At 62.7% G+C, this 19,242-nt stretch carries 15 protein-coding genes and 1 pseudogene; 7 read left to right on the forward strand and 9 right to left on the reverse strand.

The window, feature by feature from the left end; all coding sequences use genetic code 11:
* Window positions 1-454: 454 nt before the first annotated feature.
* The gene (locus QA643_RS37795; RefSeq protein WP_283030879.1) at window positions 455-1,321 is read right to left on the reverse strand and encodes a DUF3108 domain-containing protein; all 867 of its coding nucleotides are present in this window, start codon (window positions 1,319-1,321) and stop codon (window positions 455-457) included.
* A gap of 499 nt (window positions 1,322-1,820) precedes the next feature.
* Between QA643_RS37795 and rpmB the strand changes: the two genes are divergently transcribed.
* The 5 genes and pseudogenes from rpmB (at window position 1,821) to QA643_RS37820 (ending at window position 7,743) form a co-directional block, all read left to right on the forward strand.
* Window positions 1,821-2,129, forward strand: a complete 309-nt coding sequence (gene rpmB, locus QA643_RS37800; RefSeq protein WP_283030880.1) for a 50S ribosomal protein L28 — start codon at window positions 1,821-1,823, stop codon at window positions 2,127-2,129.
* 276 nt (window positions 2,130-2,405) lie between these two features.
* Entirely contained in the window at window positions 2,406-3,479 is a 1,074-nt protein-coding gene (locus QA643_RS37805; RefSeq protein WP_283030881.1) for a hypothetical protein, read from the forward strand.
* 229 nt (window positions 3,480-3,708) lie between these two features.
* Window positions 3,709-4,623 (forward strand): CHAT domain-containing protein, encoded by a 915-nt coding sequence (locus QA643_RS37810; protein ID WP_283030884.1) that lies wholly within the window; start codon window positions 3,709-3,711, stop codon window positions 4,621-4,623.
* Window positions 4,624-4,877: 254 nt separating this feature from the next.
* Window positions 4,878-6,175, forward strand: a pseudogene (locus QA643_RS37815) (DUF2235 domain-containing protein).
* Between the two features lie 443 nt (window positions 6,176-6,618).
* Window positions 6,619-7,743 carry a DUF2336 domain-containing protein gene (locus QA643_RS37820; protein WP_283030886.1) on the forward strand — a complete coding sequence of 375 codons (1,125 nt, stop codon included), beginning with the start codon at window positions 6,619-6,621 and terminating at the stop codon, window positions 7,741-7,743.
* Window positions 7,744-7,901: 158 nt separating this feature from the next.
* Here the strand turns inward: QA643_RS37820 and QA643_RS37825 are convergent, their stop codons facing one another.
* From QA643_RS37825 to cobS, 7 genes are all read right to left on the reverse strand, one after another.
* Window positions 7,902-9,002 (reverse strand): LLM class flavin-dependent oxidoreductase, encoded by a 1,101-nt coding sequence (locus QA643_RS37825; RefSeq protein WP_283030888.1) that lies wholly within the window; start codon window positions 9,000-9,002, stop codon window positions 7,902-7,904.
* A 269-nt stretch (window positions 9,003-9,271) separates the two neighbouring features.
* Window positions 9,272-10,384 carry an NADH:flavin oxidoreductase/NADH oxidase gene (locus QA643_RS37830; protein ID WP_283030890.1) on the reverse strand — a complete coding sequence of 371 codons (1,113 nt, stop codon included), beginning with the start codon at window positions 10,382-10,384 and terminating at the stop codon, window positions 9,272-9,274.
* An 89-nt stretch (window positions 10,385-10,473) separates the two neighbouring features.
* Window positions 10,474-11,436, reverse strand: a complete 963-nt coding sequence (locus tag QA643_RS37835; RefSeq protein ID WP_283030892.1) for a tripartite tricarboxylate transporter substrate-binding protein — start codon at window positions 11,434-11,436, stop codon at window positions 10,474-10,476.
* A 112-nt stretch (window positions 11,437-11,548) separates the two neighbouring features.
* Window positions 11,549-12,622, reverse strand: coding sequence for an esterase-like activity of phytase family protein (locus QA643_RS37840; RefSeq protein ID WP_283030894.1), 1,074 nt, complete (start codon window positions 12,620-12,622; stop codon window positions 11,549-11,551).
* A gap of 4 nt (window positions 12,623-12,626) precedes the next feature.
* Window positions 12,627-14,531, reverse strand: coding sequence for a cobaltochelatase subunit CobT (cobT, locus tag QA643_RS37845; protein WP_283030896.1), 1,905 nt, complete (start codon window positions 14,529-14,531; stop codon window positions 12,627-12,629).
* Window positions 14,528-14,938 (reverse strand): GNAT family N-acetyltransferase, encoded by a 411-nt coding sequence (locus QA643_RS37850; RefSeq protein ID WP_283030898.1) that lies wholly within the window; start codon window positions 14,936-14,938, stop codon window positions 14,528-14,530. The genes cobT and QA643_RS37850 overlap by 4 nt, the downstream gene beginning before the upstream one ends.
* A gap of 3 nt (window positions 14,939-14,941) precedes the next feature.
* Complete coding sequence (gene cobS / locus QA643_RS37855) at window positions 14,942-15,940, reverse strand: cobaltochelatase subunit CobS (protein ID WP_283030900.1); 999 nt, start codon at window positions 15,938-15,940, stop codon at window positions 14,942-14,944.
* Window positions 15,941-16,244: 304 nt separating this feature from the next.
* On the opposite strand from cobS, the gene QA643_RS37860 reads away from it, so the two are divergent.
* Window positions 16,245-16,901: a DedA family protein gene (locus tag QA643_RS37860; RefSeq protein ID WP_283030902.1), complete on the forward strand. Its 657-nt coding sequence runs from the start codon at window positions 16,245-16,247 to the stop codon at window positions 16,899-16,901.
* Here QA643_RS37860 and QA643_RS37865 read toward each other — a convergent pair.
* Window positions 16,862-18,076 carry a citrate/2-methylcitrate synthase gene (locus QA643_RS37865; protein WP_283030904.1) on the reverse strand — a complete coding sequence of 405 codons (1,215 nt, stop codon included), beginning with the start codon at window positions 18,074-18,076 and terminating at the stop codon, window positions 16,862-16,864. The two genes, QA643_RS37860 and QA643_RS37865, sit on opposite strands and share 40 nt — an antisense overlap.
* A gap of 73 nt (window positions 18,077-18,149) precedes the next feature.
* Here QA643_RS37865 and QA643_RS37870 point away from each other — a divergent pair, with 73 nt between their 5' ends.
* Complete coding sequence (locus tag QA643_RS37870; protein WP_283030906.1) at window positions 18,150-19,241, forward strand: citrate synthase/methylcitrate synthase; 1,092 nt, start codon at window positions 18,150-18,152, stop codon at window positions 19,239-19,241.
* Window position 19,242 lies beyond the last annotated feature (1 nt).

The raw sequence follows: 19,242 nt of genomic DNA on the forward strand, positions 1-19,242 counted from the left end.
TTCACTTTGCGACGGTGATGCGGTCGCGGCTTAAGCTCTGGAACGAGTCTGGAACGAATCGCGTCCGAATCGCTGACTCCTACCGAAACCCGATACGTTCACCGCAACATCTCGCGCTGAAGCGCACAGGGAGGCACTAGATCAAGTTTGCACGGGCTCCACAAGCGGCGGTTTTGAGCTCGATTTCTTAAAGTCGTGTGTCGAATCAGAAGTGGCGAAGAGTCAACATGATTCATAGCGGTTGTGTTGCGCATCGGTGCCGCCTCAGGTGACGCCGCGTTCCCTCCCCCCTTGCGGGGGAGGGTTAGGGAGAGGGGTAGCGGCAACGGTGGTGCTCGTGGCTTACCCCTCTCCCCTACCCTCCCCCGCAAGGGGGGAGGGAGCGATAGAGTATCCGTCCCTCACTTTGCTTTCGCGATCATTCTCGCAACGCCGCTGTGCGGGCGGCTCGAAATCAATTCGTCTTCGCCACCCGCGGCGGTGCCGCTGATGTCACAAACGACGTCGCTTCCAGCATGGCGAGCCCCAACGGCGTCGGAATGCTCATTCGGAACGGAACCAGGATGCGGGTTCCCGCAATCGGCACGAAGGCGATTTCGATGCGCCGTTCGGTGGCGAGGTATTTGATGACCGGGCGGTCGGGGATGTAGCCGGCGACCGGGGTGAAATAGATGGCGCAGACCAGCGCCGGCCCGTGATAGCCGCGCTCGGCCTTCACCGTTTCCATGCGCTTGTAATCGAGTTTCAGATCATAGCGCAGGCGGCCGTCGAAGATCCCTGCGCCGGTGCGGCAGGAATCCGGCGACAGCACCTCGCCATTGCCAGGCACGCGCAGCATCGAGCCGGTCATCGGATCGAGCACGCCCTTGCGATGCGCCTCGGTGACGGGAATGCGGTCGGGATCAACCGGCGGTACCGGGTCGAACGAAAATTCCTTCACATTGCCGTTCGCCAGCGAGATCCGGATGGTCTCGGATTTCTTCTGCGTGGTGGTTGTCGCGGTGTAGTTGCTCGCCACCAGCGCGCCATTCACGATGCGTCCGACGCTCGCGCCGGAGCCGCTGCCGCCGGAAAACGCCTTCAACAGCCCCGCGGTGCCGCCTTGGGCGGAGGCGGAAAAGGTGTCGTCGCCGATTTCGATGGTCCAGGCGCCCTTGCCGACGGGAATGCCGGCCAGCGTCGCCTCATATTGCGCATCGAGCCGCCCCTGCGCGGAAGCTGCTTGCGGTGCCAGCGCCAGAAGCGCCGGGACGAACAGGCCGAAAACGAGCCCGAGCCTTGAAGAAGGCGCGAACGAAGAGACGGCGCGAGGCGTGGTCACCAATGAAAAGTCCCGGGGTCGGCGCGTGCTGATGTTCATTTAGGCAGAAATATCCGGCAAACAACGCGTGTTTTCGCGATAACCACGCAATTCCGACCTCTCCTGGCTGCCCGCCGCTATGCGGGATGGCTGGGGCCGACGGCACTCTCTCGAAAGCCATGGTGTCGGCGCGGATTGCGCCCTTTATATGGTCCCTTAAGTGACTGGAAGCCCTAGTAAACCAGCCGTTACAGCGGACGATACAAATCGCGTTTTCTGGCGCAGCACGCCCTCGGACTCGATCCGGAGGTGGACCTCCGGTTCGCGCCAGAGAAAACGCGTCAAAAACAGAGGCTTGGAACCGCGGCGGCCATGGTCCAAGCCACCCAACAAACCTTGACCTCGCGGCCGTCTCCCCCTATACACCCGCGGTTCCTGGAAATGGACGCGATTTTGGACCCCCCGCGCGCTGGCCGCGTGACACGCTTGGCTTTGGCGGGGATGGAAGAGGATTTTGACAATGTCCCGGCGCTGCGAACTGACGGCCAAGGGCCCCCAGGTGGGCCACAAGGTGAGCCACTCGAACATCAAGACCAAGCGGCGCTTCCTGCCGAACCTGACCAACGTCACCTTCATCTCGGACGCGCTCGGCCGCAACGTGCGCCTGCGCGTCTCGACCAACGCACTCAAGAGCGTCGACCACAATGGCGGCCTCGACGCCTACCTGCTCAAGGCCAAGGCCGACGTCCTCTCCCCCCGCGCCCTCGACCTGAAGCGCGCGATCGAGAAGAAGGTCGGCAAGCCCGCGTTCGTGAAGAAGGCGAGCTAAAGATTTAAGCTACATCGGCGGATTGAGTTTGGAGCGGCCGGGTCGGAAGACCCGGCCGTTTTTTTTTACTGATAGCTTTCCCATCCCGCACGTCTCGACACTTTATTAGGCAGAAGTTCGCGATTGCGCAGAAGTGCAACAAACCAACTGCGATGGTAAAGCAAGCATCAAAGCTGATACGCGGCATTGTGGATCATTTTCAATCTGCAGTAGTATTATAAGTAAGAACTTCTTGGCAAGGACACCGCCTCCGCCATCCAACCAACAGCACGAGCCATGCCTTCAGAGATGCATTTTGACGCGCTCAAGATCTACTATTACGTCATTCTAGAAACGGACGACCTCAAGGACGTCACTCTGCTGCAAGGCTTCTCGATTAGCTGGCCCTCAGTCGAATGGGCGCTGACTATGATTGCGCGACTGCCAGCAGATGTTCTCGAACCAACATCGAAGATAGATGACATAGTTGCCCAACGCATGGGCGGCTTTCGATCGCTTTGCTGGGCTCCACTAAACATCGGCGCTCTTGAAAGCTTGTCTACCAACGACCTTTCGCCCTTTGTCGTACTCTTCTCGGGCGAGCGCACTTGTGCGGCGCGTGTTCGCGCTTGGCAGGCACAACAGCAGCGCCCGGTGCTGCACATTTCGAACATCGATGTTCAAGAAGGAGTCACCCCAGCAGCTTTCACGATTGAAGTCTTGCGCGATTACTGCCTGCAGGCTCTTAATCAATCTCCGCAGTTATTTTCGGATGAGCAGAGAGCCGCGACGGAAACTGCGTTACCGCAATGGATGGAACCGCAATTCATTCCAAGCGGCCTCAAGCAGCAGGGACACAACGTAACAATTCCTAACTATCTCTCTCTCCTCCGATCGGGCCGCTCTGTCGAACCAGGGGAACACTTCATTGGCAGTACTGAGAAGGAGTATACTGACCTGATCCTGGAAACGGCCAAGGCCGTAATTGACGTTCGAGATCAGATAGGTTTTCAACCATTTCACGCGATGACGCTTTTGCGCCCAGCGCTAATCCTCGCCGAACCTGCTCTCTACAGGATTAACTACCGACCGATTGAGATCAAAGATCACGCTGAAGAAAGGATGGTTCGGCAAACGCTTCGACTCATCCAAAAGCAAAAGGGATTGCATAACTGGACCACAAATGAATTCGCTAGCGATCTACAAAATTCACCTGCATCACAAGCGATAAATCCACTCACGCGCGACCGAACTCCGAATTTTTGCGGCTGGGCTAAGTGTTCATGCCGCGCAGACGGCTTCCGCCGTTGTTCGACTATCTCCGGCGGTCAACCATGTCTTTCCCGCACTCTCTGCATATGCTCGAAGTGACCGATCACAAACACTCGCCGCTCGCCTGAAGGCGCGACGGCTGTTTAACTCGATTCAAGATGGGTTATGCGAAGCTTTAGGCAAGGAACGAATCACTTTTATCCAAGACATTGGCGGTCCTCTAAAGATTGTTGCAGATGCGCCGCTCGAGTGGCTGCCCGTTGGCAATCTTCCGCTTTGCTTGCGGTATGATTGCTCTCGCATCAATGCCACTCCAGGCAATATGCTCATGGCTCTACTGACTGAGCCTGTGACTATTACCTTTGAACCGCGGGATCTTCAGAAAGTTCTAGTTCTTAGTTCCTTTACAGATGATGATCCGCTCAAAGACATTTTGACCAGAGCAATAAACACCCTTCGAGAGCGATGGGATGGCAAAGTTGAGGTAATTTTCAAGAAGGCCACCACGCTCGACCACTTTGTTGAGGCCTTGAATAGTTACGATGGCCAGATCCTTATTTTTGATGGTCATGGAGCAGACAACGCAAGTGAGCCCATTGGAAAACTTGTCATAGGAGATGAGGCCATAGACGTTTGGAAGCTTCAGGGAAAAGTCCGAGTTCCTCCTATTGTGATTCTTAGCGCTTGTGACACGCACGGTCTCGACGCTTCCTCACATGCTACAGTGGGCAACGGCTTTTTGTTCCTTGGCGCTCGTACTGTCCTTGCCACGCTGCTTCCAGTGAATGCATTCCACTCAGCTTTATTTGTCGCGCGGCTCGTTTACCGGTTGGCAGACTTTATCCCAGCAGCCCTATCGGCGCGGAAACGCGTTCTAAATTGGACCGAAATTATCTCGGGAATGCTCCGCATGGCCTTCGCGAGCGAATTGCTCGATGAGCTTATCGGCCCCCCAGCCCCGGAAGGCTCACCGCGATCGAATCTTCAATTGGCGTCGAACGTGGATATAAATTTGAGACAAGAAGATTGGTATGGAAATCTCTTAGCAAATATCGCGCGAGAGCGAAATCAAGGCGTGGACATCATCGAAAGCAGGGCGAGCGCCATCACCGCACGTTGCGAATCTATCCGCTACATTCAGCTTGGAAATCCTGAAACCATCTTGGTGGATGATGGGTCCATCTTGAAGCAGGTGCAGCAAGCAGCGCGCAACTTTCACGACGACGGAGCGGAACATGCTTAAGTGCCGAACGAGGCGCTTAACCCCATACGACTATCTTCAGCCGTCCTGAGTGGCAATTCCACTACTGGGCGCTAGAACAAAAAAATAGCGTCCCACTTAAAGATTCGCGCAGTAACCGAGGCGACCGGAACCGAAGCCTTTTACGGTCCGGAATGGCCGTGGACGAAGCGCCGTTGGCGCTCGCAGCATCATCCAAAATCCCCAGATCCTGCTAAACTCGCCCAGGTAGCACCCCTGCCCCCGCGAGTCCCCCCATGCGCAACATCATCATCTGCTGCGACGGCACCGGCAACGAGATTTCCGAGAACATCTCCAATGTGCTCAAGCTTTATCGCTGCCTGCGCAAGACGGAGAAGACGGAGCCGCGGCAGCTTGTCTATTACGATCCGGGGTCGGCACGCTGGCGCGGCCGGACCCGTGGCACAAGTTCAAGCAGGATTTCAACGCCATCCTCGGGCTCGCCACCGGCTATGGGCTCGATGACAACGTGCTCTCGGCCTATGCCTTCCTGGTCCACCATTACAAGACCGGGGATGCGATCTACCTGTTCGGCTTTTCCCGCGGTGCCTATACCGTGCGGGTGCTGGCGGGGCTCATTCATAAAATTGGCCTGATCACGCCCGAGCAGGTCAATCTCGCAGGCTCGGGTCTGATCGCCTACAAGCAGTTCTCCTCGGATGAAGCGCCGAAGCTGCGCGCAAAATTCAAGTCGGCGATCGAGGTCGCCGCCGGGGAAGATGCGGTGCAGACCGCGTTCGACAACGCCGCTCAGTTCGCGCGCATCACCTCGGCGCGCTGGCCCACCATCCGCTTCGTTGGCGTCTGGGATACGGTCGCGAGCGTGATCGTGCCGCGAACGGATCGCTTGTTCTTCTGGCCAAGCCTGGAAGAGCTGGCGTTCACGATTGTGAACCCGAGCGTGCAGACCTTCCGGCAGGCGATCTCGATCGACGAGCGGCGCTGCATGTTCCGCCTGAAGAAGTGGGACGCCCCGCAGACCTTCAAGCACAACCGCTTCAACGATGCACATGCCGAGCCGCAGGATATATTGCAGGTGTGGTTCGCCGGCGTGCATGCCGATATCGGCGGCGGCTATCCGGAAAAGGAAAGCGGGCTTTCCAAATATCCGCTGCTCTGGATGATCGACGAAGCGACCAAATGCGGGATCACGGTCAACCAGGCGACCGTCAACCAGCTCGCCTGGGGCGTCCAGCGCAAGAGCAGCCCGTTTTCCTATGTCGCGCCCGATATCCGCGGCGATCTCCACACCTCGCTATCGGGCGCGTGGTGGCTGCTCGAATATCTGCCGAAGAGCGCGCGTTACAAGGAATGGCCGGCGCGGCAGAGCTATCTCGGCTATTACATCCCCGACGCCGAGCCGCGCTTCATTCCCGACGGCGCGGTGATCCACGAGAGCGCGCTGCAGCGCATGGACGCGCTGCCGAGCTACCGCCCGGTGAACCTGCCGAAACAGTTCGAGAAATTCCCGATGCCGATCCCGCCGCCGCATGCCAGCGCGGAAGAGCCAGAGGAAGCGGTCGCGGAGGATTGAGGGGCTCTGCTTGTCACTGCGGCCGGGGTGCGGCAATGTTAGGTGCACGCACCTTCGCCGCAAGGGCAGTCGGCTCCCTCCCCCCTTGCGGGGGAGGGCTGGGGAGAGGGGTTCTCTCCACGAGCACGGGCCGAAGATATGGCGATCGCTCGCATGATTCCTTGTCGAGCAACCCGCACCGCCGATGCCGCCACCCCTCTCCCTGACCCTCCCCCGCAAGGGGGAGGGAACGGAGCTTTCAATGGGGCGGCCAGCGATCGAACCAATACTGGCTTGAAGAGGCCACATGCCCGGTACCACTCGGCCATTGGCCGACTGTCTCCGCAGTACTACGGCCCAATTGTCGCCGCCGCACGACCCCAATGGTTTACGGATCGTTCAACTCTGCTTCCTATTCTCATCCATCTGCTGCCAGAACTGGCCCGAAACGCTCAGGACGAGCGATGCTGACACGATCGATCACAGCCGAGGTCGAGGCGGCCATCCAGGCCGGCTCCGCCGAAAAACATCTGGACACGCTGCGGCAGGTCACGGACCTGTTCGTGCTGTCTGCCGAAAGCTATTCCGGCGAGCAGATCGAGCTGTTCGGCGACGTGCTGGAACGGCTGATCAAGACGATCGAGCTGCGCGCGCTCGCCGACGTCGCCGCACGCATCGCACTCGCTGAAACGTCCACCCAGCTTGCCTCCATCAAGCAGGCCCCGGCCGCGGTGGTCCGGCGCCTCGCGAACAATGACGAGATCACGATCGCCCGCCCGGTGCTGACCGAATCGGCGCGGCTGTCGGCCGAGGACCTTGTCGAGCTCGCCGAGACCAAGGGCGAGCAGCATTTGCTCGCGATCTCCGGGCGCTGGTGGCTGACCGAGATCGTCACAGATGCGCTTTTGAAGCGGTATTATCCTTCGGTCAGCCGGCGGCTCGTTACCAATCCCGGCGCGCGGATGTCGGCGTCAGGCTTTGCCATCGTGCTGAAGCAGGCGGAGAACGATCCGGATCTCGCGGTCGAGACCGGCATTCGCGTCGACCTGCCGGCCGATCAACGGCATCAACTATTGAAGAACGCAACTGAAGCCGTGCGCCAGCGGCTGCTGTCGCGCGCGCCGCCGCATATGTTCGAGGAACTCCGCAACGCGATCGCGACCGCCGTCAATGGCGCCAGCCGCGAAATGTCGCGCACCCGCGATTTCGTCGCCGCGCGCCGCTTCGTCGCGGCGCTCGCCAAGCACGGCAAGCTGAGCGAGCCGGCGCTGAAGGCGTTCGCGAATGAGCGGAAGTATGCCGAGACAGTCGCGGCGCTGGCCGAACTGTCGGGGTCGAGCGTCGAGGTGATCCGCCCGGTGATGCAGAGCCTGCGTGATGACGGCGTCTTGATCCCCTGCCGCGTCGCCGGCCTTGACTGGGAAACCGTCGCCGCCGTGCTCGAGGCCCGCTTCGCCTCCGGCAGCATGGGCCGGCATGAACTGGCAAAGGCGAAAGAGCAGTACGCCAAGCTGACGGTAGAGAGCGCCCGCCGCCTGCTGAAATTCTGGCAAGTCCGCGCCGCGGATGCGAAACCGCAGACGCATTGAGGCTGAAAAGCCGGCGCTGCCTCCACCGTCATTGCGAGGAGCGAAGCGACGAAGCAATCCATCCATCCGTTATGCCGAGAGATGGATTGCTTCGCTTCGCTCGCAATGACGGAGGATACAGCCCACTTCCTTCTCCCTTGTGGGAGAAGGAAGAGTGCTCACGCCGCTTTCGCCACTCCGGCGTCGAGGTGCTTGAGCCGCGGCATCACCTCTTGCTTCAACAGCCGCAGCGAATTGTGCCAGGCCTCGGGCTTGTGCTTGTAGTCGAAGCCGAACACGAGCAGCGTGCCGAAGCCACCGACCTCGTGATAGATCTTTTCGATCTTCTCGGTAACCGTCGCCGGTGATCCCACGATCCAGTTGTTCCGCGCGCAGTATTCCGCGGTGACGTCGGTATCGGCCACGTCGGGCGACGCCTTGAGGTAGTCCTTGAAGCCGAAATGGCCGAGCAGCGGCAGGAAGTATTCGGTCATCATCCGGCCCATCATGTCGCCGACCGAAAGCCGCCACGCCTCCTCGTCGGTATCGGCGACGAACACCTCGCGCACCATGCGCCAGTCGCTGCGCTTCGGCTTGCGTCCGGTTTTTGCCGCGCCAATCTCCACCGATTCCCAGTGGCTGCCGACATAGGCCGGGTTGAGGTTGAGGCTCATCGGAATGTAGCCGCGCTCGCCGGCGAGCTTGAGCGTATCCGAGCCCTTGGAGAGGCCGGCGACGCCGATCGGCGGATGCGGCGCCTGCAGCGGCTTGATGTGGGGCTTGAGGAAATCGAACATCGTGTCCGGCTTGTTCACGGTCCAGAATTTTCCCGCGTGGCTCCAGGGGCCGGGCTCGGTCCACATTTTCAGGATGATCTCCAGCGCCTCGCGCGTCATGTCGCGGTTCTGACCGGACATCCCATCGACGTTGAACATCGCCCAGTCGCTTGGCAAGCCGCTCGCCGCGACGCCGAAGTTAAGGCGGCCACCGGAGAGGTGATCGAGCATCGCGACGCGATTGGCGAGTTCCGCCGGGTGATGATAGGGCAGCAGGAAGCCGCCGGGGCCGAGGCGGATGTTTTTCGTTTGCAGGAACGCCTGCGCGAGAATGAGATCGGGCGAGGGATGCGGCTCCCAGGGCGCGGTGTGGTGCTCGCCGATCCAGGCTTCCTGGTAGCCGAGCTCATCAAGCCAGCGCAGCGTCTGCAGGTCCCAGTCGTGGCCCTCCTTCAACCCGCACTCCGGCGGATGGGACGGCATCGTGAAATATCCGATCTCCATGGGGCATCCTCGCTGTTATTGAAAGCGCGTCTGTCGCGCGCCAGCGAGAACATAGCACCCGTGACGTGTGGCCGAGATATGACGAATTGTCTTGGCAGAGGTTCGCGCGGCGGAGTGACGCTGCTTACCCTTCTCCCCTTGTGGGAGAAGGTGGCGCGAAGCGCCGGATGAGGGGTTTGCGTCCGCGGAGACAGACCCCTCATCCGTCTCGCTGCCGCTGCGCGTCAGCGATCCACCTTCTCCCACAAGGGGAGAAGGGAAGAGGAGCGCTACCTTGTCCCGAACGTCGTCGCGCCGAACAGCGCTTTCTGCGTCGAGGGCTGCGAGCGCCAGTATTGCGGCGGCGCGAATACTTCGCCGCCGAGTTCGGCCGCGGCATGCCAGCCCCAGCGCGGGTCGTAGAGCATGGCGCGCGCCAGCGCGACCATGTCGGCCTTGCCGGAGGCGATGATCTCTTCGGCTTGCTTCGGCTCGGTGATCAGGCCGACGGCGATGGTGGTCAGGCCCGTCGCCTCGCGGATTCCTTGCGCGAACGGTACCTGGTAGCCGGGGCCGAGCGGAATCTTCTGCAGCGGCGACACCCCGCCCGAGGACGCATCGATCCAGTCGACGCCGCGCTTTTTCAGCTCGTGCGCAAATTCGATGGTCTGCGCGAGATCCCAGCCGCCCTCGACCCAGTCGGTCGAGGACACGCGAATGCCGACCGGCTTGTCATGCGGAAACGCTGATCGTACCGCGTCGAACACTTCGAGCGGAAAGCGCATGCGGTTTTGCAAGCTGCCGCCATATTGATCGGTGCGCTGGTTCGATATCGGCGACAGGAACTGATGCAGCAGATAGCCGTGCGCCGAGTGCACCTCGATGGCATCGATGCCGAGCCGCTCGGTGCGTTTCGTGGCAGCGACGAAAGCCTCTCGCACGCGGGCAAGCCCCGCGGTATCAAACGCAACCGGCGGCGTCTCGCCCTCCTTGTGCGGGATCGCCGACGGCCCCTCCGGCCGCCAGCCGCCTTCGGCCACCTGGATCAGTTGTCCGCCGTCCCAGGGCGTGTGGCTCGACGCCTTGCGGCCGGCATGCGCGAGCTGCATCATCACCGCAGCCTTCGAGCGCTTGCGCACCGAGGCGAGGATCGGCTTCAGCGCAGCTTCGGTAGCGTCATTGTAAAGGCCAAGGCAGCCCGGCGTGATGCGGCCGCTCGCCTCCACGGCAGTCGCCTCGATGCAGAACACGGACGCGCCCGACAGCGCCAGCGAATTGATATGCGTGAAGTGCCAGTCGGTGGCCTCGCCATTGACGGCGGAGTACTGGCACATCGGCGCCACCATGATGCGGTTGGCAAGGGTAAGGCTGCGCAGCTTGATCGGGGTAAACAGAGCGCTCATGAAAGGGTGATCCGGAGTGGCAGGAAAGCGACCCTGATGCTAGCGAGCCGCTCTCCCCTGCTCAACCCGCGCCAGCCGCAACCCTCCCCCTACGGCGCGATGCCCGCGGCCTTGATCAGCTCCAGATTGGCCGCCGTCTCGCGCTTGACGAGTTCGTCGATCTCGGCCGGCTTCATCGGCATCGGTTCGACGGCAAGCTTCTTCAGGCTTGCCTGCGTCGCCGGATCGGCCAGCACCTTCATTCCGGCCGCATGCAGTTTTTCGACGATGTCGCGCGGCGTCTTGACCGGCACGAACACGCCATACCAGCTCACGCTCTCGGCGCCTTTCAGACCGATTTCCGACGGCGTCGGCACATCGGGCAGATCGGCAGCGCGGGTCGGCGTTGAAACCAGCAGCGCCTTTACCTGGCCTTCGCGGATGAAGGGCAAGGCGGTGGCGAGCGGGCAGAAATAGAGGTCGATCCGCCCGCCGATGATATCGGTGATCACCTCCGGTCCGCCGCGATACGGCACATGCGTCGCTTCGATGCCGGCGGCGAGGCGGAATTTCTCGGCGGCGATATGCACTGCGCTGCCGATGCCGACCGAGCCGAACGAAATCGATCCCGGCTTGGCCTTCGCGTCCGCGATGAAATCCTGGATGGTTTTCCAGGGGCGTTCCTTCGGCACGATCATGACCATGGCGCTGGAGCCGATCATCAGCGCTGCGGCGAGATCCCGGGTCGCGTCGAAAGTGAGGTTAGGGAAAATCGCCGGTGCAATGGCGAGTGCCGAGGAATGGGCGAGAATGCTGTATCCGTCCGGATCGGCCTTCGCGACCAATCCGGTGCCGAGCGTGCCGCCGGCGCCTGCGCGATTCTCGATCACGATCGGCTGGCCGAGTTCGGTCGACAGGCGTTCGAATACCAGGCGCGGCACCACGTCGGTAGCGCTGCCGGCGCCGAACGGAATGGTCGCCTTGATCAGCCGCGACGGCCAGGTTTCAGCATGCGCCCCCTGGGTAACGACAAGGCAGGGCAGGATACAGAAGGCGCGAAAGGACTTGTACATCATAACTCCGGTTTCATCGTCCGGAGCACTGCAAGAACCGTTCCTATTCGTCAAATTACCGACCGGGAGGGCAAATAGCCGGTTGCCTCGCCTCCGGCGCTCGCGGCCAAAATCACTCCACCAGCGTGAACTGCAGCAGCAGATTGCGCTGGATCATCGAAAAATTGTCGTCGGAGACGAGGGTCAGCACCGTGTCGCCCTCCGGCGTGACATGGGCGTCGATGCCTTCCATGTTGTCGATCTCGTGGCCGAGATCGGCATTGAAGATTGAGGGACCGTCGATCAGCGCGCCCGGTGCGATCGAGGAAAGCGCGATACGGCGGATGCGGATGCCGACGCCGCCGACCCAGGAGAATTTTCGCTCCAGAACCAGAAGCCCGCCGGACGGCAGAACGACCGCATCGCTGACGTCGAAATCGTCGGTGCGGCGGACCGTGAACTGCCCGGGCGATTTGCCGCCGATCAGGAAGCCGAGAATGTTGCCCTGCGCGTCGAGCCCGCGTTCGGAGATCGCGATCAGCGTTCCCGCCAGCGGCTGGTTGCCCCTGGGCACCACGACCAGCGCTTCGATACCCTTGTTGTAGGGCAGCTTGCGCGCCGCCGGCGGCAGCGCGATCGGTTCGCCATGGGCATGCGTGAAGCTTTTGGTGAAATCGAAGCGCAGCACCTGGTTGACGCGCTCGAGGCCGACATAGACCAGCGGTCCGTCGAGCGCGAGCGCCTCGGTATCAAACCAGCGGCGCGAGGTGATCGGCTTGCCGTCAGGCCCAAGGATCGGCGAGGCCTCGACATCGTCGAGCCCGATCATCTCGCGCCCCTTGTAGACGATGCGCCCGGTGAACCAGCCGGCCTTGTCGCTGATCGCGATGAAGCGCTCGCCCTTGGCATCCAGCCGCAGGCCGGACAAGCCGCCGAAGCCGCGAAACGGTGAGGTCAGGATGAGCCCGCTGCGATATTCGAGTTCGCCAAATCGCATTCGCGACCGGTCGCGGGTATCGAACGAGGTGAGCTGCCGGGCATGGACTTCGATCGAAACAGGCGTGGTGACCGAAAATTCGTCAGGGACGACCTGTCTCGGCGGGCGCTGAACAGCCGTCTGCGCCAGCGTGGCGCCCGGCACAGCCGCAACCGAAAGCCCCGCCGCTGCATATTTCAGAAGGCGGCGGCGGCCTATGCGCGGGGACATGCTCTCACGAGTGCAACCGGCGCGGCCGGCGATGACCGTTGGTCGCGGGCGCGACACCCTGGGTCTCGCTGAACAGTTCAGCGAGTTTCTCGGTGATGGCGCCGCCGAGCTCCTCGGCATCGACGATGGTGACAGCGCGGCGATAGTAGCGCGTGACGTCGTGACCAATGCCGATCGCGATCAGTTCGACGGGCGAACGGGTCTCGATCTCCTCGATGATGTGGCGCAGGTGCCGCTCGAGGTAGTTGCCGGGATTGACCGACAGCGTGGAATCGTCGACCGGCGCGCCGTCCGAAATCATCATCAGGATCTTGCGCTGCTCGGGGCGGCCGAGCAGGCGCTTGTGCGCCCAGTCCAGCGCCTCGCCGTCGATATTCTCCTTCAGGAGACCCTCGCGCATCATCAGGCCGAGATTCTTGCGCGCGCGCCGCCAGGGTGCGTCGGCGGACTTGTAGATGATGTGGCGGAGATCGTTGAGGCGTCCGGGATTGGCCGGCTTGCCGGCGGCGAGCCACGCCTCGCGCGACTGCCCGCCCTTCCAGGCGCGGGTGGTGAAGCCCAAAATCTCGACCTTGACACCGCAACGCTCCAGCGTGCGCGCGAGAATGTCGGCACAGGTCGCGGCGACCGTGATCGGGCGGCCGCGCATCGAGCCGGAATTGTCGAGCAGCAGCGTCACCACGGTGTCGCGGAACGTCGCTTCCTTTTCATGCATGAAGGACAGCGGATGATAGGGATCGGTCACCACGCGTGACAGCCGCGCCGGATCGAGGATGCCCTCCTCCAGATCGAACTCCCAGGCGCGGTTCTGCTGCGCCATCAGGCGGCGCTGCAACCGGTTCGCCAGCCGCGCGACAATACCCTGCAGATGCGCGAGCTGCTTGTCGAGATAGGAGCGCAGGCGCTCCAGCTCGTCGTGATCGCAGAGATCCTCGGCGGCGATCACCTCGTCGAACTTCGGCGCAAACGCGTGATATTCCGGCCCGCGCGGCTCGTTGGCGCCGCGCGTATTGGGCCGCGTCGCCTCGCCCGGGGTCTCGTCGTCGCCGAGCTCGCCGTCGTCGAACGTATCGCTGGTGGAGGCCTGCGCGCTCTCCATCGCGCTCTCCGACATTTCGTCGGTCGAGGCCTGCGCCTGGTCGGCGCTCATTTCCTGCGCGGCGTCGCTGTCGGGTGAGCCCTCGGCACCGGACTGGTCGTTCTCGCCGTCCTGGTTCTCGTCGTTCTCGTCATCATCGGCGTCGGCATCGCGGTCGTCGCCGAGATCGAGCGCCGACAACAGGTCGTGCACGAGATCGCCGAACTTGGCCTGGTCCTCGGTGACACGGCTGAGCTTGTCGAGCCGGGTGCCGATCTTGTCCTCCAGCACCGGACGCCAGAGGTCGACCATCTTCTTTGCGGCGGTGGGCGGCGCGAGGCCGGTCAACCGCTCGCGCACCAGCATCGCCAGCGCATCCGACAGCGGCGCATCGGCGCGATCGGTGATCTCGTCATATTTGCCGCGGTGGAAATGATCGTCGAGCATCGCGGTGAGGTTCTTCGCAACGCCCGACATCCGGCGCGAGCCGATCGCTTCGACGCGGGCCTGCTCGACCGCCTCGAACACGCCGCGCGCCTGCGGATTTCCCGGCATCAGCTTGCGATGCACCTTGGGATCGTGACAGGCGAGCTTGAGCGCGATCGAATCGGCGTGGCCGCGCACGATCGCGGCATCCCGCTTGGTCATCTTGCGCGCGGGCTCCGGCAGCCGCGCCTTGCCCGGCGCAAGGCCGGGTCGCTCAGCCGCAAACGTCACGTCCAGCTCTGGAGCTTTCGCGATCGCCTTCAGGCAGGAGCTTACGGCGCGCTTGAACGGCTCGGTCGGCGCTTCCTTGGATCCGGTACGGAATTTGGAGTTGGATGTGCTCATAGCGCTTTCGTAAACCAGTGCCGTGTGACGCCGCCGGGATAGCCTTCGATGGAGCCGAACTCCTCGTAACCGCACGCGCGGTAGAAGCCCGGCGCCTGAAAACTCATCGTATCGACATAGGACCGCGTCGCCCCGAACTTTCTCGCCTCGTCCTCAATCGATTTTATCAGCCGCGTCCCGTAGTTCTTGCCGCGAAGCTTCTGCTCCATCCAGAACAGCTGAATGAACAGCACCTTGGTCCAGACTTCACCGACAATCCCGCCGACGATCTTGTCTCCTTCACGCAGCGAGATGGCGAAACGCTTGTATTTCTGCTTCCCCATGTGCTCGGCATTGAAGCCGAGGAGCCCGCCGAGCACCGCCTTCTTGGTCTGTCCAATGGTGCGCTCGACGGAGATTTTCGCCATGGGCTAGCTGAGCGCCACGTTAACAGCCGATTCCGGCAGCTCCGCGTTGAAGCAGCGCTGATAAAACTCGGCGACCAGCGGCCGCTCCAGCTCGTCGCACTTGTTGAGGAACGTGACGCGGAACGCAAAGCCGATGTCGCCGAAGATTTCGGAGTTCTCGGCCCAGGTGATCACCGTGCGCGGGCTCATCACCGTCGACAGATCGCCATTGGCGAAGGCGTTACGGGTGAGATCGGCGAGCCGTACCATCTTGTTGACGATGTCGCGGCCCTCCTGCGTGCGATAGTGATGCGCCTTGGAGAGCACGATCTCGACTTCCTCGTCATGCGCCAGATAGTTCAGCGTGGTGACGATCGACCAGCGGTCCATCTGGCCCTGGTTGATCTGCTGGGTGCCGTGATAGAGGCCCGAGGTGTCGCCGAGGCCGACCGTGTTGGCGGTCGAGAACAGGCGGAACGCCGGATGCGGCTTGATCACCTTGTTCTGGTCGAGCAGGGTCAGGCGGCCGGAGACTTCCAGCACGCGCTGGATCACGAACATCACGTCCGGACGGCCGGCATCATATTCGTCGAACACCAGTGCGATGTTGTGCTGCAGCGCCCAGGGCAGGATGCCGTCGCGGAATTCGGTGACCTGCTTACCGTCCTTGACGACGATCGAGTCCTTGCCGACCAGATCGATACGGCTGATATGGCTGTCGAGGTTGACGCGGACGCAGGGCCAGTTCAGGCGCGCCGCGACTTGCTCGATATGGGTCGACTTACCGGTGCCGTGATAGCCGGTGACCATGACGCGGCGGTTCTTGGCGAACCCGGCTAGGATCGCCAGCGTGGTGGCGCGGTCGAAACGGTAGTCCGAATCGACTTCCGGCACATGCGGGTCGACTTCGGAATAGGCCGGCACTTCGAGATCGCTGTCGATACCGAAGACCTGCCGGACCGACACCTTCATGTCGGGCAATCCGACGGGTTCCGTAACTTGGCTCATGGCGGCGGTCGTCATCAATCCTCCGAGGTCCCGGGCATTCCCGAAACCAGATCTGTTGAATGGCTGCGGATGGGGGCTATTGCCAACCTAGCAGAGAGCAACGGCCGGCAGAAGCCCGCGGCGCAATCAAAGTTCCGTTGGCTTATCATCGAGATAGGGCCTGTATTTGGTTTTTGGAGGGCTGCCCTGCGAATCACGCCGCACTTTTGCCCGCTTGGGCACGCCACCGGGCGCAAAACAAGCATCGCGCCAAGCCCTTTCGGCCCCTGTCCGGGCTTGATAGCTGTGAGATTGCCCATTTCCACCAGGCGGCAGGCTTGTGACTTCATTCCTCGATCCCCTGATTGCGTTCGTTTCTGCCCATCCTTGGCTGGCGTATCTGACGCTATTCCTTGCCGCCCTGCTGGAGGCGATCCCGGTCGTGGGCGCGCTGGTGCCGGGCTCGACCATCATTCTCGCCCTCAGCGCGCTGGTTCCGGGCGGCGAACTCACATTATGGGGCGTGCTGGCGGCGGCGGTCGCGGGAGCCGTGCTCGGCGACGGCTCGGCGTTCTGGACCGGACATCGCTCGCAACGCGAGATTCTCAACGCCTGGCCGATGTCGCAATATCCAGCCGTGATGGCCCAGAGCGAGGCGTTCTTCCAGCGCTGGGGAACGCTGGCCGTCTTGTTCGCGCGTTTCGTGCCGCCGATCCGCGCCTTCGTGCCGGTTACCGCCGGCGCACTCGGCATGCCGCCGGCCCGGTTCTACGGCGTCAATATTGCCGCGGTCGTTGCATGGGCTTTGGCGCACGTGCTGCCGGGCGTGTTCGCGGTCTCGGCGCTGCATCACTATGCCGGCCTCCCGCATCACCAGCACGTCGGCAAACATATCTGGATTCTGGGCGTGGTCGCCGTGGCGATCGTCGCGCTCGGCATCTGGACGCTGCGCCGCCGTCAGGCGCGGGGGCTGCGTCCCGGTGCAGGCCCGACATAGCGCGCGCGGGGCCGGATCAGCCGGCCGTGGCGCAACTGCTCGCAGGCATGCGCGATCCAGCCGACCGTGCGCGCCATCGAGAACAGCACCAGTTCGTGGCCCGGCGGCAGGCCGAGCGTATGCACCAGCACTGCCAGCGCATAGTCGATATTGACGAACTCGCCGGTCGCCTCTGCGATCCGCTCGGGGATTTCGTGGGTGAATTTGCGATTCCCGCCCGAGCGCGCCAGCGCCTCCAACAGGGCCCGCGCGCGGGGATCGCCGTGCTTGTAGACGCCGTGGCCAAAGCCCGCGAAGCGCTCGCCGAGTGCGACGCGCTCGCGGATCAAAGGCGCGACCTCATTATCGGCAAGCGTCTTCAATAGCTGCGCCGCCAGCACCCCGGCGCCGCCATGCTTCGGGCCCTTCAGCGCGACGAGGCCGGCGATCACCGAGTCATAGAGGTTCAAGCCGGTCGAGGCCGCGCAACGCACCGTGAAGGTCGAGGCGTTCAGTTCGTGATCGGCGAGCAGCACCAGCGCGCGGCGGATCAGATCCGGCGCGTGCTTGTGATCGGGCGCCCAGGCGCGGGCGATCTGCACATGAAGCGGTTTTGCCGATGATTTCGCATTCAGCATGGTCGCCACCACCAGCCGCACGATACGGCCGCCGACCATCGCGCGCCCGTCGGGCGCCCGGGTGAAGGCGCGCGGGTCCGCAGCGGCGGCCAGCGCCAGCACCGCGACGGCGCGATCGATCGCGTTGGCATTGCGTGTGGCATCGGCGACGGCGCGCATCTCATCCGAGACGATCGGGCAATTGTCCTGCTCAAAGGGATCGACGCCGGTGACGTCCCACAAAAGCGTCGCCGCATGTTCGAGCGTATCGCGCTCGGCGAGATCGATGCAGTTGACGCCGCGATAGATCGCGCCGTCCTCGGTGATGGTCCCGACCGCCGAATCCATCACCGGCAGATCGGCATCAAAACTGCGCAGGCCACGCGGCTCCGGCGACGGCGTACGGCGCTCCTTCAGCGTGCGGACGTCCTCGGCCCAGTAGCGATGGCTGCGGGAATCCTCCGACGGCTCCGAGCGGATTAGGCCGCGGCTGACATAGGCGTAGAGCGTCGCCTGCGAGATCGCGAGTTCGGCGGAGGCCTCACGGGCCGACAAATAAAGGCCGGCGGATTTTTTCATATTGATTTACATAATCAAGATTGATCAATCTGTCGAGAGGCCCGACCTTTGCCGGCAAGCAAAGGGAGCCGCCATGAACATGCAGATTTCAAAAACCCCGATCGGCCTCGACGGCATTCCGGCCGCCGAAACCGTGCTTAGCCATGTCGACGGCGAGCGCGGGGAACTGATCATCGCTGGCGAGCGGGTCGGCGACCTCGCCGGCAAATCGAGTTTCGAGGGCGTGACCGCGCGGCTGTGGAACGCGGCAACAGGCGCGTCGCTTACCGAAGCCGATGTGCGCTCGAGGCTCGGGGCAGCGCGGGAACGCGCCTTCGCCCGACTGCCCGAGCTGCTGCCGGCAACGCGTGGCATGTCGATCGTGGATGGTTTTCGCGCAGCCGTCGCAGGCCTACGCGGCGAGAACGGACTTGAGCCTGAAGCCACCATTGTCGGCGCGTTACCCGTGATTGCGGGCGCACTGCTGCAGCGGGCCAAGGGCAATGATCCCATCGCGCCCGATCCGACGCTTGGCCATGCGGCCGACACGCTGTCGATGCTGCGCGGCCGAAAGGCCGAGCCGCGCGAGATCACCGCTCTCGACACCTATTTTGTCACCGTCTGCGATCACGGCATGAACGCGTCGACTTTTGCGACGCGTGTCGTGGCCTCGACGCAGGCGGATCTGTTCGCCGCCGTCACCGCCGGCTATTGCGCGCTGACGGGCCCGCTGCATGGCGGCGCCCCCGAGCCCGTGCTGGAAATGCTGGATGCGATAGGTTCGACCGAGCGGATCAAGCCTTGGGTCGACAGCGCGCTGGCCCGTGGCGAGCGGTTGATGGGATTCGGCCATCGCGTCTATCGCGTCCGCGATCCGCGTGCCGATGTGCTGAAGGATGCAATCCAGCGGTTCGCGGGAGGCGGCACCGATCTGCCGTTCGCGGGCGAGGTCGAGGCCTATATCCGCAGCGCCCTACGGAAGAAAAATCCGGACCGGCCGCTCGATACCAATGTGGAGTTCTTCACCGCGATCCTGCTCGACGCGCTGAAAATCCCGCGCCAGGCATTTACGCCGATCTTCGCGGTGGCCCGCGCCGCCGGCTGGACCGCGCACGCCCGCGAGCAGCAGCGCGGCGGCCGCCTGATCCGGCCGAGCTCGGCCTATATCGGGCCGATGCCGGGGTGAC

Origin of the sequence: Bradyrhizobium sp. CB3481, from assembly GCF_029714305.1 — a bacterium.
Classification (GTDB): Bacteria; Pseudomonadota; Alphaproteobacteria; order Rhizobiales; family Xanthobacteraceae; genus Bradyrhizobium.

Excerpts from the sequence above, each read along its gene's own strand:
- cobS (WP_283030900.1), bottom strand. The coding sequence starts at position 15,940 with ATGACGACCGCCGCCATGAGCCAAGTTACGGAACCCGTCGGATTGCCC.
- QA643_RS37870 (WP_283030906.1), top strand. The coding sequence starts at position 18,150 with ATGAACATGCAGATTTCAAAAACCCCGATCGGCCTCGACGGCATTCCG.
- rpmB (WP_283030880.1), top strand. The coding sequence starts at position 1,821 with ATGTCCCGGCGCTGCGAACTGACGGCCAAGGGCCCCCAGGTGGGCCAC.
- cobT (WP_283030896.1), bottom strand. The coding sequence starts at position 14,531 with ATGAGCACATCCAACTCCAAATTCCGTACCGGATCCAAGGAAGCGCCG.
- QA643_RS37825 (WP_283030888.1), bottom strand. The coding sequence starts at position 9,002 with ATGGAGATCGGATATTTCACGATGCCGTCCCATCCGCCGGAGTGCGGG.
- QA643_RS37840 (WP_283030894.1), bottom strand. The coding sequence starts at position 12,622 with ATGTCCCCGCGCATAGGCCGCCGCCGCCTTCTGAAATATGCAGCGGCG.
- QA643_RS37850 (WP_283030898.1), bottom strand. The coding sequence starts at position 14,938 with ATGGCGAAAATCTCCGTCGAGCGCACCATTGGACAGACCAAGAAGGCG.
- QA643_RS37805 (WP_283030881.1), top strand. The coding sequence starts at position 2,406 with ATGCCTTCAGAGATGCATTTTGACGCGCTCAAGATCTACTATTACGTC.
- QA643_RS37865 (WP_283030904.1), bottom strand. The coding sequence starts at position 18,076 with ATGAAAAAATCCGCCGGCCTTTATTTGTCGGCCCGTGAGGCCTCCGCC.
- QA643_RS37835 (WP_283030892.1), bottom strand. The coding sequence starts at position 11,436 with ATGTACAAGTCCTTTCGCGCCTTCTGTATCCTGCCCTGCCTTGTCGTT.
- QA643_RS37810 (WP_283030884.1), top strand. The coding sequence starts at position 3,709 with ATGGCTCTACTGACTGAGCCTGTGACTATTACCTTTGAACCGCGGGAT.
- QA643_RS37830 (WP_283030890.1), bottom strand. The coding sequence starts at position 10,384 with ATGAGCGCTCTGTTTACCCCGATCAAGCTGCGCAGCCTTACCCTTGCC.
- QA643_RS37820 (WP_283030886.1), top strand. The coding sequence starts at position 6,619 with ATGCTGACACGATCGATCACAGCCGAGGTCGAGGCGGCCATCCAGGCC.